The organism is Yersinia sp. IP36721, from assembly GCF_003634395.1.
GTDB classification, from domain to species: domain Bacteria; phylum Pseudomonadota; class Gammaproteobacteria; order Enterobacterales; family Enterobacteriaceae; genus Yersinia; species Yersinia entomophaga.
On sequence record NZ_QCZL01000028.1, the window covers coordinates 21,085 to 44,385 of the forward strand.

Below are 23,301 nucleotides of genomic sequence, written 5' to 3' on the forward strand. Positions count from 1 at the left end.
CCAGTTTACCATCCGCCATCTACCGCAGGTGGTATTTAGGGGATCAGGCCGCGTTAAATTGCGCATTGTACAATCGGGCATAGGCGCCTTGCTGTCCTAAAAGCTCCTGATGATTGCCTTGTTCAACAATACCTTCCTTATCTACCACGATGATTCGGTCGGCGTTTTGAATGGTGGCCAGACGGTGGGCAATCACTAACGTGGTACGACCACGAGATAGCTCAATCAGCGCCTGCTGAATCGCCTGTTCGGTGGCGGTATCCAGGGCAGAAGTTGCTTCATCCAAAATCAGAATCGGCGGATTTTTTAGGAAGATTCGCGCAATGGAAAGACGCTGTTTTTGGCCGCCTGACAGCTTGACGCCGCGTTCACCTACCCGCGTGTCCAGTCCATCGGGCAGGGCGTTGATGAGTTCATCCAGTTTGGCCTGTTGGGCCGCGAGCATGATCTCGTCATCGCTGGCATCCAGTTTGCCGTAGGCAATGTTTTCTCGAATGGTTCCGCCAAACAGGAAGACATCTTGTTGAACAATACCAATGTTATGACGCAAGGATTGCTGCGTCATAGTTTGGATATCAATACCATCAATGGTTATCAAACCCGAATCTATCTCGTAGAAACGTGGCAGCAGAGAGCATAGGGTCGTTTTACCTGCGCCAGACGGCCCAACGAAAGCCACGGTTTCTCCTGCGCGAATACGCAGATTCAAGCCGGTAAAGATAGGGCTTTGTGGCGTATAACCGAAAGTGACATTGTTATAACAAATATCACCTTTTAAATGGCCAACCTGCTGTGCATCTTGGCTGTCCTGAATGTCTGGTGCAGTATCAATCAACTGGGTAAAACGTTTAAAACCGGCAATCCCTTTCGGATAGCTTTCTAATACCGAGGTGATTTTAGCCACCGGCCGGAAGAAGACTTCCACTAGTAACAAGAATCCGACGAAACCGCCGTAGCTCAATTGCCCCTGAATGACGTACCAGGTGCCGAAAACCATCACGATCAACTGAACTAAACGGGTACTCAGATAGCTGAGCGTCATGCTGGTGGTCATAATGCGGTAAGCACGTAGCTTGGTGGTACGGTAGTTTTCGTTATCTTTAGCAAACAGTTTCTTTTCGTGAGACTCATTTGCAAAAGCCTTCACTACGCGAATTCCTCCGATGCTTTCTCCGATTCGCGCATTAAAATTGCCTACCTGACCAAATAGTTTTCTCCATGTATCAGTCATTTGCGAACCATAGCGGCTGACCATATAAGTCATACAGGGCACGATAACAATGGTGATGAGGGCCAGAGGCAGATGCACCATGGCCATCAGGATAAAGGCCCCGATAAAGGTCATGATTGCGATAAACAAATCTTCCGGGCCGTGGTGCGCTATTTCACCGACTTCTTCTAAATCTTTAGTGACATGGGTAATGATATGGCCAGTTTTTGTATTGTCATAATAGCGGAAAGACAGTTTTTGCAGGTGGCTAAACGCTTGTCGGCGCATATCGGTTTCTATACCAACGCCAAGCGCATGACCCCAATAGTTTACGACGGCCATCAAAGCAGTATTCAACAAATAAATTAAGAGTAAGCCGGCTGCGGCCCATAGAATCAATGACCAGTTCTGGTCCGGAAGCAGTTTATCAATGAAGGTTTTGACTGCCATAGGGAAGCCTAACTCCAGCAAACCAGCCAGAATGGCACAACCAAAATCGAGGAGGAAAAGCCCTTTATACGGCGTGTAGTAAGCGAAAAAACGGCGGAGCATCAATGCTTCCTTAAAGTCGGAGAGAGACAAATGGGTGAGTTAGTGAATAAATGGCTCATTACCAGTTCGCAGCATAATAAATTTAAATGATTATTAATAGCATCGGTTCCCACAGATGGCAGGTTAGACGGAAAGCGTGGAGTTGGATGTGCTAGCCGGGCAGACAAAAAAGGAACTGGGGTAATATTGCTGGCAGTGAGGGAATACCGCCGCGTAACCTGATATTATCGTGGTGGTTACGCGATGGAATCATTAATCTAAACTGCAAAAAATAATAAATAGAATAGGAAGTTCTTATTTGCTTCCCGCCCAACTGTAAGGCTCAAGCTCTACGTTTAACGGCGGCTGGGCTAAGTTATTGGCAAAATTAGCCAACGTTGCCAGGCTTACGCCGAAAATGACTTCCAACGCATTCTCCATATTGTATCCGGCTTGTAAAAATGCCTGGTATTCAGGTTCAGAGACATTTCCTTGGCTACGTATAATGGCCCGCGTAAATGCGGCAATCGCGTTTAAACGATCATCGGCTAAATTATCGCCCTGACGTAAAGCTTGAGCAATATCTGGGGCAAGCAAATCGTTTCTATCAATAACCGCGCAGTGGCCAGCCACGCAAAAATGGCATTCATGAGCCGTAGCTGAAGCTAATTTAACCACTTCGCGTTCGCTTTGATTAAGGTCTGCGCTGCCGTTGACAGCCGACATTTTTGTATAAGCATTCAATACCTTGGGCGCATGAGCCAAAACGCCAAATAAATTGGGAATAAAACCCAGTTCATTATTTACATGTTCAAATATAGGGCGATTTTCTCGGCTGACGGTTTTAATGGTATAGGGTGTTAGGCGATTCATTATTGGCCTCCTGTCGTCTTTCAGATCTACTATTTTTCACATCTACTAATAATAGATGAAGAATGCCGGTTCTTTTTTTAAATAAACTACATATAGCATTTTTAGATTGTTTTAGTTGTCAAGCTATTAGCCTATTAAAAGTCACCTGACGTGATTAAATTTTGTCGGCGAAACTATTAATTACCATAAAGTGCAAATTAGATGACTATCGTCACGCATTGGCTCATTTTTATCCGTTGCAGATTCTTCCGGCTATTGAGTATTGTTAATGCCCAATGATCAGGAGCTGAATAATGAAACTAGAATTAACCGATGCACCAAAACCTGAAGATATTGAGGCTATTAGTGACGGTTTGAGAGTTTTTAATCGACGTTTTGTTGGTGCGCAACGCAGAAATCCCTTGGCGGTATTTATTACTGATGACAATGGCAAAAACCAGGGCGGGCTGACCGGTTATACCTTAAGCCTATGGCTAAATATTGAAATGCTGTGGGTCTCCGATAGTGTGAGGCACTCTGGGATGGGCACCAGATTGATTCAAATGGCTGAAGAAGAAGCGGTTAAACGAGGTTGTCAGTTTTCTCAGGTTGATACTTTTAGCTTCCAGGCGCGACCATTCTACGAAAAACAGGGCTATCAGCTACAAATGGCGTTAAATAATTATCTGGATACCCATCATCGCTATTATCTCACGAAAGCATTGTCAGTTAGTTAGGGTAAATCGGTTGAGTATCCGAAATATGTTTTTGGCGTAATGATCGTGCCGACAGGGATCAAAACGATAACCTTTGCGCCTCATCAGAATCGAAAGGTTATATACGGTAAGTGATCCCGTCGGCATTGGGGGGAAATGCAGCTAATATATCGACAGCCTTATTTGTTCGATAAGTCGTAATGCTGATTCTTAGCTAACTTAAGACTGGGGCTGCGCTTTATCTATCATATGGAAATCGCGTAGAGCAACGTAGGGATCCCAATATTCTTTGACGTTTTTTAACTGACCGTCGGGTGAAACCGTCACAATACTGATAAAGTTCTGGTGATAAGGCTTTTTATGGTTTTTCGATTTTTTATCTTCAGATGTAGCGGAACGAATAAAACCTGAACTGCTGTATTCGAACACGTAGACTCCAGGTTTATCTGTCGCTAATTGGGTCCAGGTTTGAGGTTTGGAATAACGTAAGTCCTCCAGATAGGCACTTATTTTAGTGAAATAGGCCGTCATCGCTTCGCGGCCTCTTGAACCTCGTGAAAATATCGGGAAATCATCCACCGGCGCATAAACCAATTCGAACTCTCCGGCGGGCGTAAAATATTTTGCGACGTTATCCGGTTTTTCTGACCAACGATTCAGGCTTTGCCAAAAGAATATGGCAACATCTTCAGTGCTATAGCCTGGGAGCAGATAGTATTTACCCTCTTTACTTATAATATGATCTGACAGTTGTTGTGCGGCCAGGGCGGTAGAACTGGCTGATATTGCGGTGAAGATCAATAAACATTTTATTAGCTTGCTCATGAGAAACCCCACTATTTTGTTTAGACAGCCAGATGCTGCATTTTTATTACGGCTTTAATTGTGCTGCCAGACTGAGAGTCAGCCATGGCCTGATTAATTTGATCCAGGGCGTAAAAACGTACCAATTTGTCGACAGGAAAGTGTCCCTGCTGAAATAGGCTAGCCAATCGCGGAATGAATGATATCGGTGCGGCATCACCCATAATGGAACCTCGAACCAAACGGCCACGTAGTAAGTGCATAATATTTAATGGTAAAGTGGCATTTGGTGCGACCACGCCGGTCAGGACGCATTGGCCGTTCTCTGCCAGAGCCGCAATTGCGCTTTCCATCACTGCCGGGCTACCTGCGGCCTCCACCACGTAGTCCACTCCTCGGCCATCGGTTAGTTCTTGAAGCAGCATTGGGAGGCTATTTCGCGTGCGATCCTTTGAGGAATCGATACTGTGAGTGGCGCCCAGGCTTTTTGCCAGCGTCAACCGATTGGCTTTGATATCCACGGCGATAATTGTGGTACAGCCCGCTAAAACTGCGGCCATGATAGCGGCAAGCCCAACGGCTTCCATCCCGAAAATAGCTATCGAGGAACCCGCCTCAGGTTTCAGGCTATTTAAGACGGCACCGGCGCCGGTCATCATCCCGCACGCCAGCGGCCCCAAATATTCCAGAGGAATGGTTTTATCCACGGGCACCACGCTGCGGACATTTACCGTGGCATAATTGGCAAAAGACGATTGGCCGAAAAAATGGCTATGAATGGCTTCGCCACTCGTGGGGTCTTGTAGCGAAACCGATTTATCGCTGCGACTGGCGTGCCAGTTAAGTGGCCAATGTTCACGGCAATAGGTCGGTAAACCGATATGGCATTTTTCACATTCTCCGCAGGAAGCAAGCGAAAGCACGACGTGATCGCCCGGTTGGATATGCTTAACACCAGAACCGACGCGTTCAACAATGCCAGCACCTTCATGACCTAAAACCGCAGGCAGAGGTACATTGATCACTTGTTGGTGCGATGCAATGTCGGTATGGCATAGGCCCGTTGCAATAATTTTTACCAGAACCTCATTCTCTCGCGGTTCCTCCAACCTTAATTGGCGGATCTGGAGCAAAGGGTTACTCTCAACGCTAACGGCTGCATGAATATTCATAGTGTTATTCCTAGGTCATCAATATCTGATCAGAATCTTTCCACGTATGCCACCTTGGCGTATTTGCTCCAACGCGGCGGGCACCTGCTCTAAGCCAATAGTTCGGTCGACCACGACCTGCAGCGTGTTGTTCGCCAGTTTTTCCATTAGCAGGCGCAGGTCCGATAGTTCGGGTTTCATCTCTAGATTCACCAGGCGAATATGCTGGGACATCTTGAGTGACGCGGAACCTATGGTACTGATAGCGGTACCCTGCGGCTTTAGCAGAGGAAGCAGCTGAGCAAAGGCATCTGGAGGGTTTACAAGATCGATAATTCCGTCAATTCCGTTGGTATAGCGCAGTAAAACTTGGGTGTTAACCGAACTCTTATGGCGATCGATAACATTGCAGGCACCGAGTTTATGCAACAAAGTCGTTGCCTCTGTAGCGGCAACAGCAATGACTTTGTAACCGACCTGAGCGGCAAACTGAACTGTAAACGTGCCAACTCCACCGCTGGCACCGACCAGAAGCACGCGGCTACCGGAGGGAAGATTCAATGTGTTAACGGCCTGCCAGGCGGTCATTGCGGCAATAGGTAATGCTGAAGCTTGAACCAGATCGATCAGATTATTAACCCGCAATAACATCGCATCTTCCTGAATGACCTGGTATTCAGCGAAACTCCCGTGACCAATTTGATGATGTAAAAAGTTGCCGATAACCGCATCACCAACCAAAAATTTTGTCACGCCTTCGCCAACGGCTTCAACAATACCCGAGCCTTCCGCACCTAAAATCAGCGGAAAATGATGGGGCTTTTTGCCATCCAAAAACCCTGTAGCAATGCGCCAATCGATGGGATTGAGACTAGCGGCTACCATTCGCAGCAGAATTTCACCTGGGGCTGGAGTGGGTTTATCTAGCGTGGCTAGTTTGGGTGTGTCAGAAAATGAATCAATCATAACCGCTTCCATAGCGCTCTCCTTTCGACTGCGACGAGGTTTTTTATGGTAAATGAGTATATTTGCTGGCTAATCGCGGCAGAAGAGGGGTAAATAGGAAGGACTGTCTCGATTTTTAGGATAATGCAATGCAGAAACTGATGAATCTGGATTTGAACGATCTGTATTACTTCACCTGTGTCGCTGAATTTGGCGGTTTTAGCGCCGCCAGTCGCGCTTTGGGGATTTCCAAATCCAGACTCAGCGCACGTGTGTTAACGCTAGAAAAGAATCTTGGCGTATTGTTGTTTCAACGCACAACCAGACAGGTGCAGTTAACCGAAATTGGGCAAAACATTCTGGAAAACTGCAAGGCCTTGGTCGCAGAGGCTGAAGTGGTGCAAGGCGTTGTTTCCAATTCGCGGGCCGAGGTCGCGGGGCTGGTACGGGTCAGTTGCCCGCCGCTGGCTGCAAGACTTCTGCTAGCGCCTTATCTATCCGATTTTCTGCAGCAATACCCCAAGGTTAGGGTGCAATTGGTCACTTCAGATCAACGTTTCGATCCCATCAGCGATAATCTGGATGTATTAATTCGCCTGCGCGCTGCATCGCAAATGGACGAAGGATTGGTCTCACGCGTACTGGGCCACAGCCAGCGTATTCTGGTCGCCTCACCTGATTATCTTGCTCAGGCCGGTGCTTTGATGGCACCAGAAGACCTGATTAAACACCAGACTCTAAGCCTGATTGATTCAGAGTCGGTACAACAATGGCCGCTCATTGGCCCGGATGACAAGTTGGAGAATATTCAGATTCAGCCCCGGCTAATGTGCATGGAGTGGAGCGTCATGCTGCAAGCCGTTTGTCAGGGATTGGGCATTGCTTCTGTGCCGGACATCGCCTGCCAAAAAGAGATTGCCAGCGGAGCTTTGGTGCGCGTGTTACCGCAATGGGCTTCAAATCCGCTAGTGGTGCATGCCGTTTTTCCTACCCGACGTGGAATGCTGTTATCGGTGCGCGTATTTTTGGACTTTCTGATTGCCACTATGCCTAGGGCGCTCTCAGCTGATAAGTAAGTTGTGGGGTAGCTTCGTGCGCTCTCCGACGTTACTGATATAGTTAATGATAAGAGTTCTGTCTATTACGTTAGCCAGCCTTAATGCAGGTATACCTATATGTCAGCTTCGTCAATTAAAAAGCTATCTCTGTGGTCGTTAACGTCTTTGGTAGTAGGATCAATGATCGGGGCCGGTATTTTTTCGCTTCCGGCGACGTTTGGCCGAGCTACCGGCGGTTTAGGGGCAATGATTGCCTGGGTGATTGCCGGTGGCGGGATGTTAACGCTGGCCTTTGTGTTTCAAACATTGGCGCAGCGTAAGCCTGAGCTGGATTCCGGCGTGTATATTTATGCGCAAAAAGGTTTTGGTGATTACGCTGGATTTGCTTCCGCGATAGGTTTTTGGGCTGGAGCCTGTATTGGCAGCGTGTCCTATTTTGTACTGATAAAATCGACGCTGGGGGCTTTTTTCCCTTTATTAGGTGACGGTAATACGCTTTCGGCGGTGTTGATTGCTTCCTTAATCCTCTGGAGTTTTCATTTTATGGTGCTGCGAGGTGTGAAAGAAGCCGCCACCATTAATACCATCGCGACGTTCGCTAAAGTCGTTCCTATCTTTATTTTTATTGTGGTACTGATTTTCGCCTTTAACAGCGATATTTTTATGCAGAATTTCTGGGGCGCGCCGGTGCCGTCGATGACGGCAGATATCAACCATTGGGATAATTACGGTTATGTCGGCCATGCGGCCACGGAAATAGACGCGTCTTCAACCTCATTATTTACTCAAATACGTAGCACGATGTTAGTCACGGTATTTGTTTTTGTGGGGATAGAGGGCGCCAGTGTTTATTCGCGCTATGCCAAAGAACGCAGGCACGTTGGTATTGCCACCGTACTTGGTTTTATCGGGGTACTGTGTTTATTAGTTTTGGTCACGATGCTGTCATACGGCGTGTTACTGCGCCCCGATTTAGCCAGTTTAAGGCAGCCATCAATGGCGGGCGTGCTGGAGCATATTGTTGGCCGCTGGGGCGCTATTTTTATTAGTATCGGTTTAATTATCTCGGTGATGGGGGCTTATCTTTCGTGGACGTTGCTGGCTGCCGAAGCGCTGTATTCCGCGGCTAAAAGTCATATTGTGCCAAAAATCTTTGCCACGGAAAACAAGCATGGTGTGCCCTCTGCGGCGGTGTGGATGTCGAATATTTTTATTCAATTTTTCTTAATTGTCACCCTATTCACAGAATATGCGTTCCAGCTAGCTTTAGAGTTAACCAGTTCTCTGGTGCTGATTCCTTACCTGTTGGTTGCGGCCTATGGCTTAAAACTGGCATGGCGCAGGGAAACCTATGAAAAGGATAGTAGAGAGCATAAAAAAGACTTTTTGATTGCCGCCATAGCTACGTTGTACGCCATTTTGATGGTGTATGCCGGTGGACTGAAATACGTATTACTGTCGGCCGTCATCTATGGACCAGGCACTTTGTTGTTTATTTTGGCCAAGAGAGAGCAGCATAAACCGGTATTTACAGCCGTTGAGAAGGTTTTATTTGCCGTAGCCATTGCCGCGGCAGCGGGCGCGGTTTATGGCTTGGTGACCGGCGCCATCAATATATAAATACACGGCACTCAATCCAGGATACCGCAGTGTAGAGCCCAATAGTTCTTCTCGCTGCTATATTATCTTTAGCAACAATCACTTATAACGACAGCCTCTGGGGGCGTTCAGAGCCTGAGTGTTTCACGTTCATAGCGATGGGAATACCGCAGAATGTTTCAGATCTCAACGGATAAAAATGTGCTGGATATCGAGCTTATTCATGATTTTCTGTCCCGCCAGAGTCTCTGGGCACAGGGGATTTCGCGAGAAAAAGTTGAACGTTCTCTTTGCGGTTCGCTTTGCTTTGGCGGTTACCTGAGCGGACGGCAAGTGGCGTTTGCTAGAGTCATCACCGATTGTGCTACCTTCGCTAATCTGGTGGATGTGTTTGTATTACCTGAATTTCGTGGTCAGGGTTATAGTAAACTGCTGCTCGGTGAGGTGTTTTCTCATCCGGATTTGCAGGGGCTGCGCCGTTTTACTTTGGCTACGTCAGATACCCATGGGCTTTATGCTCAATTCGGTTTTACGGCACTGAGTCAGCCGCAGACTTTCATGCAACGTTACTCTCCCAATATTTATCGAGAGTAGCTTGTAAAAAATGGCGTAAAGTGCGGAACTCATTCGCACTTAATCGGCGAGTGATGGAGGGTTAATATATTAACGTTATTAATGCGTTCCATTATGCGCTGAATTTCGTTCCGGCAGGGGCTTGATCTGTCACCTAGACTACGACAGGATCTGTGACCATTAAGTGGTCAGCACCCGCGGGTAAATGAATGAGGTCGTTACCACTTAAATAAAAAATGGCTGGTGAATAATACACCGGTAGGTGCTTTCTTGAAAAAACAACGAAACTCTGTCCCCGCGGGTGATTACACGGGGGGAATAGGTGATGCGCAGTTTGCACTGGTCGTGTTGCTGGCGACTTCTGCGGCATTAGTGGTTGTAACTTTGGCTGTAATTTTATGGATAGTTTGAGCAATTGTTGAGTAATGGAGGATGTGTGGATAAGAGTTTATTTGATGATAATAAAGTCATTGCCTTGGTAGGATTATTAACAGCGGCGTTAATTGCCGTCAGTGTGATGTTTACTCTGACTTATATGACGGAACGCCAGCGTAATGAAGCTAAAGTTGTAGATATCCAAAACTGTTATATCCAAAACAAATAACCCTGTTTAGATGCCAGAGCCACACTGCCGCTTTCTGAGGGCCGGGGCTAATATCATCTCAGGGAAAATTACGCCTGTTTTTGATGGATGGTGTGCAGCGGCGGGGCGATTTTCAAATCAATGTCGGCATTCTGTCGAAAATCGTAGGGTGTAATGCCGTAACGCTTCCTGAACATATAGGTAAAGTGCGACTGCGAACCAAAACCAAAATCCAAAGCAATATCAAAAATAGAAGTGTCACTGCTTCTCAATTGATAAACCGCGCCCGCCAATCTTCTTTCCCGGATGTATTTACCCAGAGAAATGCCGGTCACTTCCTTGAATATTTTTTGCATATGCCACAGCGAATAGCCTGAGTAAGCCGCCAGCTCCTCAAGGTGGATGACTCTACCGAGGTGAGTTTCAACCCATTTACTGAGGGCGCAGACTAACGAGAGATGGTTTTCTTGTTGCATTATTTAGTCTGTTCCGAAGATAAGTAGTGATGCAGTATACACAAGTTAAATCCAACAAGACAAAATCAGGGCGCCTTCCTGATTAGCATATATGATTAAATGGCACGATTAAGTAAAAAATGTATCAGCTGCGAGAGTAAAAGGAGTAGTGTCGTTTGTGGGGGATTCCCCCTGAGGAATTTGTCCGTTCCCGTAAGAAAAAATCAAAATTGATGAGGTGATCGCATGTTGATAACGGTGATTATGACTCTGATAGCGGTAGTTGGTGTTACGGTGTTTCTCATGATGCCAGTGATGATTTTGGATAAAGGCAAACGTGTTGGAGGTGATGAACTGTGAGAATAGGATTGCTGTGATGATTGTCTACTTCGAACCAGGCGAACTGCTCATCTAGCGCCTGGTTTTTTTATACTTTCCTTTTGGTTCCTCGTCAGTTTAAGACGCTCATTTCGCTACAATGCTATTGATTTTCAGAAACCGCGCACAGGGGTAAACGCTGCGTCAAATATCCCATTTCCAAGCAATCTCAAAGGTTAACCGTGGTTAAACCTATACAGATTATTCTGATGACGACACCCCGAATAAAGAAAAGTTGTTGCGAGCGTGATATTCTTTGCCTACTGAGCTGCAAATTAGGAATTTTATTGTGTCTGAGATTTTAACAAACGATCAAGAATTGGTATCCGATCTGGTTGCCTGTCAGTTAGTCATCAAACAAATCCTTGATGTTATTGACGTTATCGCGCCTACCGAAGTGCGCGATAAGATGTCTCATCAACTCAAATCCATTGATTTCTCTACTCATCCCGCAGGTGCCGATCCGGTGACTAAACGGGCAATTGAGAAAGCCATCGCCCTTATTGATCTGAAATTCACCCAAAACTGAAAAAACAACCCGCAGTATATGCGGGCTGTTAGTCAAGTTACTCAATCACCGAGGTGGTTTTTTTCAGTAATGGGCAGTCGGTGATGCCGATAAAGCCATTATCGCCATTCAGGAATTGTGCAGTAACAATACTTCTGGCTGTGAGGTACTTACACTGTAGGCCTAATCCAGCAGCGTTCTTTTCGCTGCCGATAAGGACACCATAGCCTGAAAAAAGCAGTGCCAGGTAAGCGACCAGCAAAATGAGTGCAAGTCTGAAAAGGGTCATAAAGAGCTCCATAAATTGAGATGTACTCAATCTGTTACAAGGTTGAGCACAACTCTAGCTGAAAGATTAAGGTCAGTTTACGCTAAAAATCCTAAACTTGCGGAGTAGGGCAAGGCGTTTAACCTGAGGAATAACATCCGTAGCCCGGGCAGGCAGAGTGATATAGAGAATGACCGTTCGGCTATGACCCGTTGAGGCTGGCTGAAGTATAATTTATCAAAATAATTAAAAGGTGCCTGATGTGAACATTAAGAAACTTGTTGCAACGGTGATACTGATAGCCGTTTGTTGCTTGTTTTATCTATTAGCGTTAGACAGTTACTGCGATCAAGGCGGTAATTTCTCTAATGGTATTTGTTCTATTACCGCTATTGTCCCTTGGTAATGTTGAACCGCGATCTGGCAAAACAGAGGCATAATTATTGCCCGTTGCCGTCTTTCCTCTGAACAAGTGTACTACGTTTCAGTATTAGTTTGTTTTCTGAACGCGCCATTGGGCGCGGCGCAGTGATAAGATAGCGTTCTAGTCTCGCATGTAATAGGGTTGTCAATGTACGAAACAGGTATGGGCGCAGTGAATATCGCCTCAATTGGATTCTCATCGCTGGTGGTCGTGTTCTTTTTGGTCGTCTGGTTCTTTTTAAGCCGAGCCAGCGTCCGCGCCAATGAGCAAATTCGATTGCTTCAGGAAATCACTGAACAGCAAAAACAACAAATTGAGTTACTCAATACGTTAGTGCGTAAGACCTCCGGCGACGGCAAGGATTTACCGGATGGTGATACGGTAGAAGTGCTGGATTTTAAAGGATTCATTCCTGAGCGTTAATGCTGTGAAGGCACTGTGACCGGGTTGCAGTGCCTGCCCGATGTGCTGGTTTCACTCCTTTTTCTATTATCCTCCTCGCGGTAAAAATTGCTGCTTCAGCGTTATTGTTCCTTTCATTTATACATTATTAGCTTTAATCTTAAACCGACGCTGATTGTCATAAATGTGTCTTATTTTTCCCCTAATGTAGCCGGAATACTCCAGCCCAAGGGTAAACCTAGATGATTAAATGGTATGAAGAAAGCGACACCGAAGTGAACCGAAATATTGCACTGCTGACCGGAGAAGATCCGGACAAATGGTACCCTTACGGCGGTGTGAAAGGTAAAGACTATTGCAAGAATCCTTCCGATGCCTGGCCGATTATCTGCGCCAATAAAATAGGCATTCACTCTCCTGAAAATAGCGACGATAACCACTGGCAGGCGCGTATCGCCACAAGCCAGGGGGAATGGCAAGCCCGAAGCACCAGCCCATTACGGGCGGCAATGATCTGTTTTTTATTGAGTCAAGATACTGAGAAAGCCCTAATGTAGTTATCGAGTAAATCCGCCAGAAAATCTGGCTGGGTGGTATGCGTTATCCATATTTTAGCCAGTCATTTTGCGATGGAGCTGATCATGAAACGTATTATTAAAGGGGATATGAGTTTATCCCACCTCGTTATTGCTCATACGGCGATTGATCGCCACCAACAGTCCTATGGCGATCGTCGTCAAGGCTGGCCTTCAACTTATCTCATCCGCTATAAAAATAATCGGGTCGCCGTTGAAGTTGTCACTCGACGTCAGTCTTATGTTGCCACATTAATGATAGGTGCACGTAATCTGAGTAGATTGTGCAATATTCCATCGCTTTATCCTTAATTAATTGCATCAATCACATCTTTGCCGTGGTTGATACTCAAACATCAATGGCATTGATATAACGAATTTTGCCACCGGGTTTATCACAAATTTCAGACTGATAAACCCCCATTTTCCCCGCACTGAAATGCCTTAATCCTTGATGCTACCGGGTTTAAATGTTAAAAAGCCGCGCGGCTTCATTTACGGACAGTCAATTTTCTCGTTTAACGGGAGGAAATTGCGGCAGAGGATACAATGCAAGAGCAGTTACAAGATTCGACCCTAAAACGAGGGTTAAAAAACCGACATATTCAGCTGATTGCGCTAGGTGGCGCGATTGGTACCGGCCTGTTTCTGGGCATCGCGCAAACGATTCAAATGGCTGGACCTTCGGTTATTTTAGGCTATGCCATCGGCGGGATTATTGCCTTTTTGATTATGCGTCAACTGGGTGAAATGGTCGTTGAAGAGCCGGTTGCTGGTTCATTTAGCCATTTTGCCTATAAATATTGGGGCGATTTTGCGGGCTTCCTGTCAGGCTGGAATTATTGGGCAATGTTCATTTTGGTGGGCATGGCTGAGCTGACGGCGGTGGGTATCTATATCCAATATTGGTGGCCGGAAATCCCCACTTGGGTTTCTGCCGCAGTATTTTTTGTCGTAATCAACGCTATAAATTTAATCAACGTCCGAATGTATGGTGAAACCGAGTTCTGGTTTGCCATTATCAAAGTTGCCGCCATCATCGGAATGATTGTATTTGGCGCTTATCTGCTGGCCTCGGGTTCCGGTGGGCCAGGGGCGTCCGTCACCAACCTTTGGGCACATGGCGGCTTTATGCCACATGGTATCAGCGGCCTGATTATGGCGATGGCGGTCATTATGTTTTCTTTCGGCGGGTTGGAAATGGTCGGTATTACCGCCGCTGAAGCCGAAGACCCGCGTCGTAGCATTCCTAAGGCGACCAATCAGGTGGTTTACCGGATTTTAATCTTCTACATCGGTTCTCTGTCGGTATTGCTTTCCCTGTATCCCTGGATAAAAGTGGTTGAGGGTGGTAGCCCGTTTGTCATGATTTTCCATGCGTTAGACAGCAATTTGGTTGCCACTATTCTTAACGTGGTGGTACTGACTGCGGCCCTTTCGGTCTATAACAGTGGAGTTTATTGTAATAGCCGCATGTTATTTGGGCTGGCAACGCAAGGCAATGCGCCTAAAATATTGACCAAGGTGAATAAGCGCGGCGTACCGGTGTTATCAATCGCTTTGTCTGCTTTGGCTACCTCCGCTGGCGTATTAATTAACTACATCATGCCCGGAAAAGCATTTGCTTTATTGATGGCGCTGGTGGTCTCAACGCTGGTGATTAACTGGGTCATGATCTGCCTGGCGCATTTGAAATTCCGCGCCGCTAAAGTGCGTGAAGGCGTAGAGCCAAGTTTTAAGGCTTTGTGGTATCCGTACGGTAATTATCTGTGCCTGGTGTTCCTCAGCCTGATTCTGGTGATTATGTACATGACCGAAGGGATCCGTATTTCCGTGCAGTTAATGCCTATTTGGCTTGGGGTGCTGTGGATCGGTTTTATACTGACACGACGGAAAAAAGCCGAGGCTTAAGATGAAACCGGCAGTTTGGGTTTATTTTCTCATGTCTGCCGTGCGAATGTTTTGAAACCTGACGTAAAGCCCGCTCATCAGCGGGCTTTTTTGTGAGCGAAATCGATAAATAGTCGGTGCTGAATGCGCCTCAACGCTTTGTCACGCGGATAAGAAATAGAGACGAAGAAAGACGGAGTGGATAGAGGCAAAAGGCGTTAGAGGCGGCGGGGGGCTATTTTCCGCCTTAATTTCGGGTTAATTTAGGCGAAGTAAAGAATATCTTGCCGAGTGTGCGAGCTAATAAATCAGTGCACCGAGTGAGTGCACTGCTATTTGAGAATCATTCCTGATAACGGCGTAGTTATCCATTAAGAGATCTGGTGCAAATTGGTTTGAGATATTACGCCACAGCAGGGAATATTATCTCCATATAATCAAATATGATTAGAACTGCCAGCGAAGCCAGGCAAACAATACGTTACCATTATTATAAGTCCCCGGAATGTAGGTGGCTTGCAGCGAAAGCTTATTATATTCGACGGAAACCAGCGGCAAAGGCAATGGCATCGGAATGTAATAGTACTCATGGCGCGCAGTGACGCTGAGAGTAAAGCCCGCGCCGAAACGCCATCCGTCCATTGCTCCTGGAATCCACATCTTCTGAAAGCCATAACCAATAATAGGCTCAACTTTATTGTGTGAATCCATAAAAGCCATGGCATACAGAGAGTGCCAGTCGTTATCTTCATCGTATCGATATTTGCCAAAGCCAAAGCCCCACGGATTCTCGTTATACGAGTCTGTCTTTTCCTTGTCGTAGGTCCAACGGTTATGCCATGTCAGCACCGGTAGGTAGAATTCACGCCCCGGCGCATCCCAGGTCAGCGAGACATTGCCTTTAAAACGTTCCCACAGGCCGCCATCTTCGGCTTTAATGGCATTAGGTTGATTGGCTACCGGTAACGCTTCGCTGCATGCCGGAAAGGCCACAGACAACAGACTCGGCGCAAGGAGAGCAGCACCTATAGCTGCAACTTTATATTTCATAATGGAGTCTCTGGTATCGATAAGTTGAATAGGGGGAGTTTCTGCCCCTTGTGCCTATCAAAGGTAAAACAAATTTTGCCGATTAATTATTATTGAAAATAATCCGACTATTAGCCGTTTTGATTACTTTCATAGGTGTCTTTATAGCTAGTTTAATTAATTTAGTAAAATACATCGGGCTTTAAATAAAGGCGGGTATTGTACTGAAAAAAATGCTGATGAAAAGGAAGAAATATCCTATTTACCCTTTTCATTTAGCTAAGGTATAAGAATCACTCGGTTTTTCAGGTGCGTTTACTTGATTAAAAGAGTCCGTTTTATGTGTATTTATGCCACTAGTGATAATCCATTCCATTGCACCATGATAGTGCGCATCCATTTTGATTAAATAGAATAATAAACTTCCGTTAATGATGAGGTACTAAATATTGATTAAATAGATTCCGATATTTTATTTATTATTCACATTTATTTTTTTAGGTAAATATATTTGTAGTCATTTATGCATCGTAACGTTTTTTTGTGAAGACCTGCGGCTTTTAGCCGTTATTGTCATCAGATTGTCATAAGCATGAGATTTCGCCAACCTGAGCATAAGTAAGGATTTAATCAACTAAAAGTTGAAAATTTCAACCCGGAGTGAGGTGTGGAAGGGCTGAGGGCTGGCAGAGCAGGTATATTCTATTTTTATATATCAAAGACCAATAGGCTTTATTAAAATAGATTTGTTCCGCGTAGAACGGATAGAAAATCGACAACGTTTATGACGTAATAGGTATTATAAAAATAGTTAGCAAGATTGTTAAAGTTAAGCAAAAAAAACGGGTTAAACAGTATAAAAAAATAGAGCAGAAAATACGATGACCTTCAACAAATTTCAGCATATTTAAGCAGTGTTTGTGATCGACTGGCCCAAATATGTGCGACAAGTACATCGTTGATTAAAAATGGCTTGCCAACGAATTCAGAGTATGTGATAACGCATATGGGTAAAACGAGGTACAGTTCTGTATATGTGTGGCATTTTCAGTAAAGAAGTTCTGAGTAAAGACGTTAGCGTTGAATACCGCTTCTCTGCCGATCCTTATCTTAGTGCCTCAAGCAGTAACGACTCTAGTTTGTCTATGTAACGCCTCCGGGCGAGTTAAACAATCCAAAGGAAATACTCAAGATGGCTAAGATTAAAGGTCAAGTTAAGTGGTTCAACGAGTCTAAAGGTTTCGGTTTCATCACTCCAGCTGACGGCAGCAAAGATGTGTTCGTACACTTCTCTGCAATCCAGGGTAACGGCTTCAAAACCTTGGGCGAAGGCCAGAACGTAGAGTTCGAAATCCAAGACGGTCAGAAAGGTCCGTCTGCAGTAAACGTTACTGCAATCTAATTCAGCTCTAGCTGAAAAAAAACCGCCTTGGTGCGGGTTTTTTCGTTTCTATAGTAATCCGTTTTATTAATAATTAAGGCAAGATGATTAAGCCGGAATATTGGTTTCTGCCGCTGATCCCTGGATGGGTTGGATCTATGGCTCGCTGCTGGCTATTGCGGCGGAAACTGGTGTATTTAAACGCAGGGACAAGCTCTTCCCGATTCTCGTTGGCCGAACCGGCTGATTTCGGCGGCATGCAGTCTGCCGGTGTACAGATGGTGCAACTTCCCGCGCGGTCTATCTGATGAAAACCCAATGATTGCAACTGATGCTCAGCAATGGCGGTAAGGTTGAGATGTCGATAGCGGGGAGAAATAACCGTTTTTGGGATATTCATATTATCAATAAATCGTGCCACTAAATCTTCGGTTACCTCGTAACAACAGGAACGTGCCGCTGGGCCAATAGCTGCAACCCATTCATGCGGCGAATCATCTTGCGATATACGTTCTGCCATTCGCAGTAAAATTCCATCCAATAATCCGCGCCAGCCTGCGTGAGCCACGGCGATAGCTTTTCCGTCCCGTCGGCTAAAAATGACCGGTAGGCAGTCCGCCGTGAGTACCGTTAGCAAAATACCGGGTTGGGTGGTGTATAAACCGTCGGTTTCACCGCAGGCTTGCTTGGGTTCGCGAACATCGACAATTCGCGTACCATGTACCTGTTTTTTCTCCGGCATGGTGGCACGAAATGGCTGTAAATTCTCCGGCAGCAATGCGGATTTACTGCCAAAGCCATGAAGAATATGAGGGACATGGGTAAATAATCTGGATACGTCAGTCATGTGAATCACTTTGCCTCGGTGGCTGCGGAGTAGCCCAGTGTAGGCCGAATTTTGATTAGTTGGCTACTGTTGGCTGCTTTAATAACCTGAATGACGTTCCCATTTGCGCTTTGTTGCAAAATAAGACGCCTTGTATCACTGTTTCCACCCTGTAACGGCCAAGGTTCAGGTTTAATGATCGACCAGAGCGGATAATGCCTACAGGGAAACCGAATGATTTCTAAAGTAAATAATGACGCTAACAATTTTGTCCGTTGGCGTTTTAGTCTGCTGTGCGGTTGTATCCTGCTGTCACTCCTAGGATTGCTTGGGCGGGTGGCCTGGCTACAGGTGGTTGAACCGGAGCCGCTGGTAAAAGAAGAGAATATGCGTTCGGTTCGCGTGATGACGACCCCGAATACTCGCGGCATGATTACCGATCGCAACGGTCATCCTCTGGCGGTGAGCGTGCCGGTGGCGGCAATTTGGGCCGACCCCAAGGTTTTGCTGGAAAAAGGCGGCGTCGGGAATGATGCCCGCTGGCGGGCGTTGTCCCAAATGCTACATATGCCATTGGCTGATATTGCCAGCCGTATCAATCAGAATCCGGATGGGCGTTTTGTGTATTTAGCGCGACAGGTGGAGCAGGGGTCGGCTGAGTATATTCAACGGCTTAAACTGCCGGGAATCGCCCTGAGAGCGGAGTCGCGCCGGTTCTATCCCTCGGGTGCTACGGTGGCGAATCTGGTCGGCTTCACTAATATCGATGACCAGGGCATCGAAGGTATCGAAAAGAGTTTTAATCAGCTACTGAGCGGAACGGCGGGCAATCGGGTAGTACGCAAAGACCGCTACGGCAACGTGGTGGAGGATATTTCCGCCACCGATAGTCATCCCGGTCAAAATGTTCAGCTCAGTATTGATGAGCGCTTACAGGCCGAAGCTTCCCATGCTTTAACCAATGCGGTGTTGTTTAATAAGGCGGAGTCTGGATCGGCGGTGTTGGTGGATGTGGACACTGGCGAAGTGCTGGCGATGGCCAATTACCCGACCTATAACCCCAATAACCGAACCGATACGCCGGAGGGAAATTTCCGCAATCGGGCTATCAGCGATATTTTTGAACCGGGTTCGACGGTAAAACCTATGGTGGTGATGACGGCATTACAGCGCAAACTAGTGAAACCCGATAGCGTGTTAGATACGCACCCTTATATTTTGAGTGGTCACCAAATTCGTGACGTCGGCTTTTACCCCGCGCTGTCTCTCACTGGCGTGTTACAAAAATCCAGCGACGTCGGCGTATCCCGCCTGGCATTAGCGATGCCCGCTTCGGCACTGCTAAAAACCTATGGCTCATTTGGGTTGGGCAAATCTACCGAATTGGGATTAACCGGAGAAAGCAGTGGGTTGATGCCGCACCGTCAACGCTGGAGCGATCTGGATCGCGCCACTTTCTCGTTTGGCTACGGATTGATGGTGACGCCACTGCAGTTGGCGCGGGTTTACGCCACGATTGGCAGTTATGGGATTTATCGCCCTTTGTCTATCACTAAAGTCGATCCGCCGGTGTTAGGGCAGCGAGTCCTGCCTGCGGAACAGGTTCAAGAAGTAGAGCATATGATGGAAAGCGTGGCGCTGCCCGGCGGCGGCGGGGTGAAAGCAGCGGTACGCGGTTATCGGGTGGCAGTTAAAACCGGTACCGCTAAGAAAATTGGCCCCAACGGACAATATATTGATAAATATGTGGCTTATACCGCTGGCGTGGCTCCCGCCAGCCAGCCGCGTTTTGCTCTGGTGGTGGTGATTAATAACCCGCAAGGGGGAAAATATTACGGTGGAGCAGTGGCGGCCCCGGTATTCAGCGAAATTATGGGGCAAATTTTGCGAACCATGAACGTGGAGCCAGATGCCGTTCTTGGCTCGCCTCAGCGCCATAGCTGAGAATAGTGTCGGACAAGGCTGCCCCGGCTTGCAACCACGGAGGCGGTTCTTTAGACTAGCGCCGCCTTGCGCGTTCTCGCATTTTCCCTGCTATCTGGAAATATAACCATGTCTTATCAATGTCCTCTTTGCCATCAGCCGTTACAGCTTAATCAGAAGCAGTGGCGCTGCGAAAATAATCACCAGTTCGATTGTGCCAAAGAGGGCTATGTCAATTTGCTGCCCGTTCAGCATAAAGGCTCCAGGCAGCCGGGAGACAGCCCGGAGATGATGCAGGCGCGGCGCGCATTTCTTGATGCCGGTTACTATCAGCCACTGCAACAGCGGGTTGCTGCGCTGTTGGACGGCGTTTTGCCGCCTGAAGCCGGATTATTGCTAGATATTGGCTGTGGTGAGGGGTATTACACCGCGGCTATAGCTCAACAGCTGAAACAGCGGCGAGAGATGCAGGTTTATGGCTTAGACGTCGCCAAGGTTGCGGTGCGTTATGGGGCAAAACGCTACCCTGAGGTGAGTTTTTGCGTGGCATCCAGCCACCGTTTGCCGTTTGCCAACGGGGCACTGGACGGCGTTGTGCGTATTTATGCGCCATGTAAGGCGGAAGAATTGGCGCGAGCGGTGAAACCGGGCGGTTTTCTGGTGACGGTTGCGCCGGGCCCACGTCATTTATATCAATTGAAAGAAATGATCTATCAGCAAGTGCAGCTGCATGGTGAGAACGACGAACATTTGGAAGGATTTGATTTGGTTAGCCATGAGTCATTAGCCTACCCAATGGCGTTGCCGGGATCGCAGGCTGTCAATTTATTGCAAATGACGCCTTTTGCCTGGCGAGCGTCAGTTGAAACCGGTCAGCAGTTGGCCGAGATGGAAACTTTTGCCTGCGAAACAGATTTTGTTATTCGTGTGCATCAGCGGCATATCGATAAAACTGAATGTAGTGCAGATTAATGTCGGTTTCTATTTTATATAGCCAGATCATTATGGCTTAAATAATATTTAGATAAAGAATTATGAGCGTCAGGGAAAATAGGCGAACCTGACGCTCTATAACATTCAATGATGTAATAAACAGCGAAATAGCGATAATTAAGTCAAATCATTAGTGATAACTAGGGGTGACCGTTTTATAGTATTGGTAATGATTTAGATATTATCAATAAACCAATCAGATCGCGGGCCGGGGAAAGTGTCGGCCTAATGATGGGTCAATGAGCAACTGGATTGGTTCTTTCACTGTCATTTTATTAACTCTTTAAATTTAAAACGTATTATCTCTATTTTTGTGAGTTAAGATCCAGGTTACGCCATGTGCGTCCGCCAGACTCGGTCACCAGAATCGATGGTACGAAGCGCACTTGCTCTGCCACTTTCAAGGCTAAGTCGGCAACTTCCTGCTTATTCAACGATCCGCTGCCGTAATTATATTCGCCGTCCGGTAATTTATAAACTTTGTCCCGACCTATTAATCGGGTAAAACCGGCTTCGTCCATTTTTTCATTAAGCGTCTGGTAATCGCTTTCTTCGGCATTATGCAATTTAACACTCACGGTAAAGTAAGGCATAGAAATCCATTTATTTAGTGCGGGATAATATGCTGTATATCATGATGGGCGGCTTTTTATTATGACCGAGATCGAATTGCTGAGAATTAAGCAGGATGCGTTAAGGTAGGTGGCGGTTATTTGTACGAATCATTACGGCAAGCAGGATAATAATGAAGAGAAAAGAAGAGAAAAGAAGGGAAGAAAAGAGAAAGGAAGGGAAGAGAGGAACAGTGCCAGTGCTCTGAGAAGTTAAAGACCAATCACCCATCGGTTACGACCACCGTGTTTAGCCGAGTAGCAGGCAATATCTGCCTGACGCAACGCCTGAACCGTGGATTCGGTTTGTTGGGTTAGATTGATATTATCGTAAGTAAAAAACAGGAAATTTGGCTTAAGGGATGTTTTTTAAGATAAAACGCATTCTAACTGCGTTTGTGGGCTATAAACTCGAATCGTTAATAGCGCCATATGCAGAGGCGATTAATCTTAGTGATGTGATTGCGTTGAGTGGTTACATTTATATTGTGGTGAACGGTGCGCGAAACGAATCAGCGTCTGTTCAATTTCTTATCTAAATTATTGACGCGCTGTAATGGGCAGGTAGAGCAAATTTCCAATCCATTCAAACGATAGCGTAAACAGCAAAGTCGGCGCTCAATTCTTATATTGCCACTTTTCTCCGTGACCTGACGAACAGGCTGAAACAGCTTGTTTTTGCTGCCGTCGGACAGGGTACGTAAAGCGAGAAAATGCTCGGCAATTTGCGTATTTGCCTGCTGTTCCTGCGCCATTTTTATTCCCTGATACAGACGAATCCCCGCGTTATTCCAAAACAGGCTTTCGCCCATACCCGCCAGTTGGCTCAGAGTACCGCAAACCGGTGTCAGATGATCTTGCACCAACTGCTGAAAACGACGTTCAGGGTCTTGTTGGGTTACTTGATGACCCGAATGGGAAAGAATAAAGCTTTCAACCACGCCGGCTTCATTGAGCGTCAGGCCGATATGCTCCGGTAAAATGGGCAACTGCCAGTTGAACTGCAAATTAATCCGCATCCACGGCCCCAACAGGCGGGCAAAGTACCATTGCGACCATTTTGATACCAAAGCTGCGCGATCTTCATTCGAATGAAGATTCAGCAGGGGCGAGATCAAGGTGAGTGCGCGTTCAGGCGTATATAAAGCACCGGCAGAAAAAGTCTCGCGTTGTCTCGAGGCTGCAGACGGAAAGTACTGTTCAATGGCTTCCTGTCGGGCGAGGCTGAGATTTTCTGCGGTTAGCGCCATAATAATCCTATTTAAAAACCTTATTCAAATCAGGCTTTGGGGCATCGGCTGACGAGTTCAGGCAAGCATAATAGGGGATAAGAATCATAATGAGAATCGTTTTTATATCCAGAGTGGGATTTCCCGCTTCCGGTGGTTGCAAGGGGTCGCATTGCTGTCGTTTGGCACATTTTCCTATGGTTCAACGCCACGACATCTGAATCTCAACCACATTATTGCATTGCGTGGGAATGCCTTCGTTCGAACGATTTTGGCGCTGGACGCAATAGCGTGAGCGGTGGCAGACAAGCTGGATTACGGGCAATTTTTTCGGGTGCTCCGCGCTTTATCTATCTGTTACGTAAACAAATCTCGTAAAAGCATTCA

Annotated in this window: 27 protein-coding genes; 16 read left to right on the plus strand and 11 right to left on the minus strand. The window is 46.6% G+C overall.

Annotation, left to right across the window (positions count from 1 at the left end; genetic code table 11):
* Window positions 1-43 precede the first annotated feature (43 nt).
* Both DBA33_RS17585 and DBA33_RS17590 read right to left on the minus strand, forming a co-directional pair.
* Complete coding sequence (locus tag DBA33_RS17585) at window positions 44-1,762, minus strand: ABC transporter ATP-binding protein (RefSeq protein WP_120806903.1); 1,719 nt, start codon at window positions 1,760-1,762, stop codon at window positions 44-46.
* 294 nt (window positions 1,763-2,056) lie between these two features.
* Window positions 2,057-2,614: a carboxymuconolactone decarboxylase family protein gene (locus DBA33_RS17590; protein WP_064517912.1), complete on the minus strand. Its 558-nt coding sequence runs from the start codon at window positions 2,612-2,614 to the stop codon at window positions 2,057-2,059.
* 293 nt (window positions 2,615-2,907) lie between these two features.
* Here DBA33_RS17590 and DBA33_RS17595 point away from each other — a divergent pair, with 293 nt between their 5' ends.
* Window positions 2,908-3,330 (plus strand): GNAT family N-acetyltransferase, encoded by a 423-nt coding sequence (locus DBA33_RS17595; protein ID WP_120806904.1) that lies wholly within the window; start codon window positions 2,908-2,910, stop codon window positions 3,328-3,330.
* A gap of 198 nt (window positions 3,331-3,528) precedes the next feature.
* On the opposite strand, the gene DBA33_RS17600 is transcribed toward DBA33_RS17595, so the two are convergent.
* The 3 genes from DBA33_RS17600 to DBA33_RS17610 are packed head-to-tail and all read right to left on the minus strand — an operon-like array spanning window position 3,529 to window position 6,242.
* Window positions 3,529-4,134 carry a nuclear transport factor 2 family protein gene (locus DBA33_RS17600; RefSeq protein ID WP_120806905.1) on the minus strand — a complete coding sequence of 202 codons (606 nt, stop codon included), beginning with the start codon at window positions 4,132-4,134 and terminating at the stop codon, window positions 3,529-3,531.
* Window positions 4,135-4,154: 20 nt separating this feature from the next.
* On the minus strand, window positions 4,155-5,285 hold the full coding sequence (locus DBA33_RS17605; protein WP_120806906.1) for an NAD(P)-dependent alcohol dehydrogenase: 1,131 nt from the start codon (window positions 5,283-5,285) through the stop codon (window positions 4,155-4,157).
* Window positions 5,286-5,303: 18 nt separating this feature from the next.
* A complete protein-coding gene (locus tag DBA33_RS17610) occupies window positions 5,304-6,242 on the minus strand; it encodes an NADP-dependent oxidoreductase (protein ID WP_064517921.1) in 939 nt (312 codons plus the stop codon).
* A gap of 116 nt (window positions 6,243-6,358) precedes the next feature.
* Here DBA33_RS17610 and DBA33_RS17615 point away from each other — a divergent pair, with 116 nt between their 5' ends.
* The 5 genes from DBA33_RS17615 to DBA33_RS20710 all read left to right on the plus strand — a co-directional run bounded on the left by DBA33_RS17615 (window position 6,359) and on the right by DBA33_RS20710 (window position 10,043).
* Window positions 6,359-7,285 carry a LysR family transcriptional regulator gene (locus DBA33_RS17615; RefSeq protein WP_064517923.1) on the plus strand — a complete coding sequence of 309 codons (927 nt, stop codon included), beginning with the start codon at window positions 6,359-6,361 and terminating at the stop codon, window positions 7,283-7,285.
* 99 nt (window positions 7,286-7,384) lie between these two features.
* Window positions 7,385-8,887, plus strand: a complete 1,503-nt coding sequence (locus tag DBA33_RS17620) for a basic amino acid/polyamine antiporter (protein ID WP_120806907.1) — start codon at window positions 7,385-7,387, stop codon at window positions 8,885-8,887.
* Between the two features lie 153 nt (window positions 8,888-9,040).
* Entirely contained in the window at window positions 9,041-9,460 is a 420-nt protein-coding gene (locus tag DBA33_RS17625) for a GNAT family N-acetyltransferase (protein WP_064517927.1), read from the plus strand.
* A gap of 249 nt (window positions 9,461-9,709) precedes the next feature.
* On the plus strand, window positions 9,710-9,850 hold the full coding sequence (locus DBA33_RS20705; RefSeq protein WP_162975236.1) for a hypothetical protein: 141 nt from the start codon (window positions 9,710-9,712) through the stop codon (window positions 9,848-9,850).
* A 25-nt stretch (window positions 9,851-9,875) separates the two neighbouring features.
* Complete coding sequence (locus DBA33_RS20710) at window positions 9,876-10,043, plus strand: hypothetical protein (protein WP_049600422.1); 168 nt, start codon at window positions 9,876-9,878, stop codon at window positions 10,041-10,043.
* Between the two features lie 68 nt (window positions 10,044-10,111).
* On the opposite strand, the gene DBA33_RS17630 is transcribed toward DBA33_RS20710, so the two are convergent.
* Window positions 10,112-10,498: a helix-turn-helix domain-containing protein gene (locus DBA33_RS17630; protein ID WP_064517929.1), complete on the minus strand. Its 387-nt coding sequence runs from the start codon at window positions 10,496-10,498 to the stop codon at window positions 10,112-10,114.
* 646 nt (window positions 10,499-11,144) lie between these two features.
* On the opposite strand from DBA33_RS17630, the gene DBA33_RS17635 reads away from it, so the two are divergent.
* Window positions 11,145-11,384: a DUF2766 family protein gene (locus tag DBA33_RS17635; RefSeq protein ID WP_049600431.1), complete on the plus strand. Its 240-nt coding sequence runs from the start codon at window positions 11,145-11,147 to the stop codon at window positions 11,382-11,384.
* Window positions 11,385-11,421: 37 nt separating this feature from the next.
* On the opposite strand, the gene DBA33_RS17640 is transcribed toward DBA33_RS17635, so the two are convergent.
* Entirely contained in the window at window positions 11,422-11,652 is a 231-nt protein-coding gene (locus DBA33_RS17640; RefSeq protein WP_049600433.1) for a YobH family protein, read from the minus strand.
* 241 nt (window positions 11,653-11,893) lie between these two features.
* Between DBA33_RS17640 and DBA33_RS17645 the strand changes: the two genes are divergently transcribed.
* From DBA33_RS17645 to DBA33_RS17665, 5 genes are all read left to right on the plus strand, one after another.
* Complete coding sequence (locus tag DBA33_RS17645; protein ID WP_071925617.1) at window positions 11,894-12,037, plus strand: PhoP/PhoQ regulator MgrB; 144 nt, start codon at window positions 11,894-11,896, stop codon at window positions 12,035-12,037.
* Window positions 12,038-12,202: 165 nt separating this feature from the next.
* Window positions 12,203-12,478 carry a YebO family protein gene (locus DBA33_RS17650; RefSeq protein WP_064517931.1) on the plus strand — a complete coding sequence of 92 codons (276 nt, stop codon included), beginning with the start codon at window positions 12,203-12,205 and terminating at the stop codon, window positions 12,476-12,478.
* Between the two features lie 221 nt (window positions 12,479-12,699).
* Window positions 12,700-13,014, plus strand: a complete 315-nt coding sequence (locus DBA33_RS17655; protein WP_064517933.1) for a phage protein NinX family protein — start codon at window positions 12,700-12,702, stop codon at window positions 13,012-13,014.
* 84 nt (window positions 13,015-13,098) lie between these two features.
* Complete coding sequence (locus DBA33_RS17660) at window positions 13,099-13,344, plus strand: DUF4060 family protein (RefSeq protein ID WP_120806908.1); 246 nt, start codon at window positions 13,099-13,101, stop codon at window positions 13,342-13,344.
* Between the two features lie 237 nt (window positions 13,345-13,581).
* On the plus strand, window positions 13,582-14,943 hold the full coding sequence (locus DBA33_RS17665) for an amino acid permease (protein ID WP_064517937.1): 1,362 nt from the start codon (window positions 13,582-13,584) through the stop codon (window positions 14,941-14,943).
* Window positions 14,944-15,369: 426 nt separating this feature from the next.
* Here the strand turns inward: DBA33_RS17665 and pagP are convergent, their stop codons facing one another.
* A complete protein-coding gene (pagP, locus tag DBA33_RS17670; RefSeq protein WP_084414363.1) occupies window positions 15,370-15,972 on the minus strand; it encodes a lipid IV(A) palmitoyltransferase PagP in 603 nt (200 codons plus the stop codon).
* A gap of 1,013 nt (window positions 15,973-16,985) precedes the next feature.
* On the opposite strand from pagP, the gene DBA33_RS17675 reads away from it, so the two are divergent.
* Window positions 16,986-17,102, plus strand: a complete 117-nt coding sequence (locus DBA33_RS17675) for a DUF2627 domain-containing protein (protein ID WP_002211058.1) — start codon at window positions 16,986-16,988, stop codon at window positions 17,100-17,102.
* A 41-nt stretch (window positions 17,103-17,143) separates the two neighbouring features.
* Entirely contained in the window at window positions 17,144-17,353 is a 210-nt protein-coding gene (gene cspE / locus DBA33_RS17680) for a transcription antiterminator/RNA stability regulator CspE (protein ID WP_038243301.1), read from the plus strand.
* 73 nt (window positions 17,354-17,426) lie between these two features.
* Here the strand turns inward: cspE and pgeF are convergent, their stop codons facing one another.
* A complete protein-coding gene (gene pgeF / locus DBA33_RS17685; protein WP_064517939.1) occupies window positions 17,427-18,179 on the minus strand; it encodes a peptidoglycan editing factor PgeF in 753 nt (250 codons plus the stop codon).
* 213 nt (window positions 18,180-18,392) lie between these two features.
* Here pgeF and ftsI point away from each other — a divergent pair, with 213 nt between their 5' ends.
* Window positions 18,393-20,102: a peptidoglycan glycosyltransferase FtsI gene (gene ftsI / locus DBA33_RS17690; RefSeq protein ID WP_120806909.1), complete on the plus strand. Its 1,710-nt coding sequence runs from the start codon at window positions 18,393-18,395 to the stop codon at window positions 20,100-20,102.
* Window positions 20,103-20,210: 108 nt separating this feature from the next.
* Window positions 20,211-21,053, plus strand: a complete 843-nt coding sequence (gene rlmA / locus DBA33_RS17695) for a 23S rRNA (guanine(745)-N(1))-methyltransferase (RefSeq protein ID WP_120806910.1) — start codon at window positions 20,211-20,213, stop codon at window positions 21,051-21,053.
* A 326-nt stretch (window positions 21,054-21,379) separates the two neighbouring features.
* Here the strand turns inward: rlmA and DBA33_RS17700 are convergent, their stop codons facing one another.
* Together DBA33_RS17700 and fhuF are read right to left on the minus strand one after the other, a co-directional pair.
* Window positions 21,380-21,667 (minus strand): hypothetical protein, encoded by a 288-nt coding sequence (locus DBA33_RS17700; protein ID WP_064517945.1) that lies wholly within the window; start codon window positions 21,665-21,667, stop codon window positions 21,380-21,382.
* 530 nt (window positions 21,668-22,197) lie between these two features.
* Complete coding sequence (gene fhuF, locus DBA33_RS17705) at window positions 22,198-22,935, minus strand: siderophore-iron reductase FhuF (RefSeq protein ID WP_064517947.1); 738 nt, start codon at window positions 22,933-22,935, stop codon at window positions 22,198-22,200.
* Between the last annotated feature and the right edge of the window lie 366 nt (window positions 22,936-23,301).

Coding starts and splice junctions, on each gene's coding strand:
- DBA33_RS17585 (WP_120806903.1), bottom strand. CDS start 1,762: ATGCTCCGCCGTTTTTTCGCTTACTACACGCCGTATAAAGGGCTTTTC.
- DBA33_RS17590 (WP_064517912.1), bottom strand. CDS start 2,614: ATGAATCGCCTAACACCCTATACCATTAAAACCGTCAGCCGAGAAAAT.
- DBA33_RS17595 (WP_120806904.1), top strand. CDS start 2,908: ATGAAACTAGAATTAACCGATGCACCAAAACCTGAAGATATTGAGGCT.
- DBA33_RS17600 (WP_120806905.1), bottom strand. CDS start 4,134: ATGAGCAAGCTAATAAAATGTTTATTGATCTTCACCGCAATATCAGCC.
- DBA33_RS17605 (WP_120806906.1), bottom strand. CDS start 5,285: ATGAATATTCATGCAGCCGTTAGCGTTGAGAGTAACCCTTTGCTCCAG.
- DBA33_RS17610 (WP_064517921.1), bottom strand. CDS start 6,242: ATGGAAGCGGTTATGATTGATTCATTTTCTGACACACCCAAACTAGCC.
- DBA33_RS17615 (WP_064517923.1), top strand. CDS start 6,359: ATGCAGAAACTGATGAATCTGGATTTGAACGATCTGTATTACTTCACC.
- DBA33_RS17620 (WP_120806907.1), top strand. CDS start 7,385: ATGTCAGCTTCGTCAATTAAAAAGCTATCTCTGTGGTCGTTAACGTCT.
- DBA33_RS17625 (WP_064517927.1), top strand. CDS start 9,041: ATGTTTCAGATCTCAACGGATAAAAATGTGCTGGATATCGAGCTTATT.
- DBA33_RS17630 (WP_064517929.1), bottom strand. CDS start 10,498: ATGCAACAAGAAAACCATCTCTCGTTAGTCTGCGCCCTCAGTAAATGG.
- DBA33_RS17640 (WP_049600433.1), bottom strand. CDS start 11,652: ATGACCCTTTTCAGACTTGCACTCATTTTGCTGGTCGCTTACCTGGCA.
- DBA33_RS17650 (WP_064517931.1), top strand. CDS start 12,203: ATGTACGAAACAGGTATGGGCGCAGTGAATATCGCCTCAATTGGATTC.
- DBA33_RS17655 (WP_064517933.1), top strand. CDS start 12,700: ATGATTAAATGGTATGAAGAAAGCGACACCGAAGTGAACCGAAATATT.
- DBA33_RS17660 (WP_120806908.1), top strand. CDS start 13,099: ATGAAACGTATTATTAAAGGGGATATGAGTTTATCCCACCTCGTTATT.
- DBA33_RS17665 (WP_064517937.1), top strand. CDS start 13,582: ATGCAAGAGCAGTTACAAGATTCGACCCTAAAACGAGGGTTAAAAAAC.
- pagP (WP_084414363.1), bottom strand. CDS start 15,972: ATGAAATATAAAGTTGCAGCTATAGGTGCTGCTCTCCTTGCGCCGAGT.
- DBA33_RS17675 (WP_002211058.1), top strand. CDS start 16,986: ATGTGTGGCATTTTCAGTAAAGAAGTTCTGAGTAAAGACGTTAGCGTT.
- cspE (WP_038243301.1), top strand. CDS start 17,144: ATGGCTAAGATTAAAGGTCAAGTTAAGTGGTTCAACGAGTCTAAAGGT.
- pgeF (WP_064517939.1), bottom strand. CDS start 18,179: ATGACTGACGTATCCAGATTATTTACCCATGTCCCTCATATTCTTCAT.
- ftsI (WP_120806909.1), top strand. CDS start 18,393: ATGATTTCTAAAGTAAATAATGACGCTAACAATTTTGTCCGTTGGCGT.
- rlmA (WP_120806910.1), top strand. CDS start 20,211: ATGTCTTATCAATGTCCTCTTTGCCATCAGCCGTTACAGCTTAATCAG.
- DBA33_RS17700 (WP_064517945.1), bottom strand. CDS start 21,667: ATGCCTTACTTTACCGTGAGTGTTAAATTGCATAATGCCGAAGAAAGC.
- fhuF (WP_064517947.1), bottom strand. CDS start 22,935: ATGGCGCTAACCGCAGAAAATCTCAGCCTCGCCCGACAGGAAGCCATT.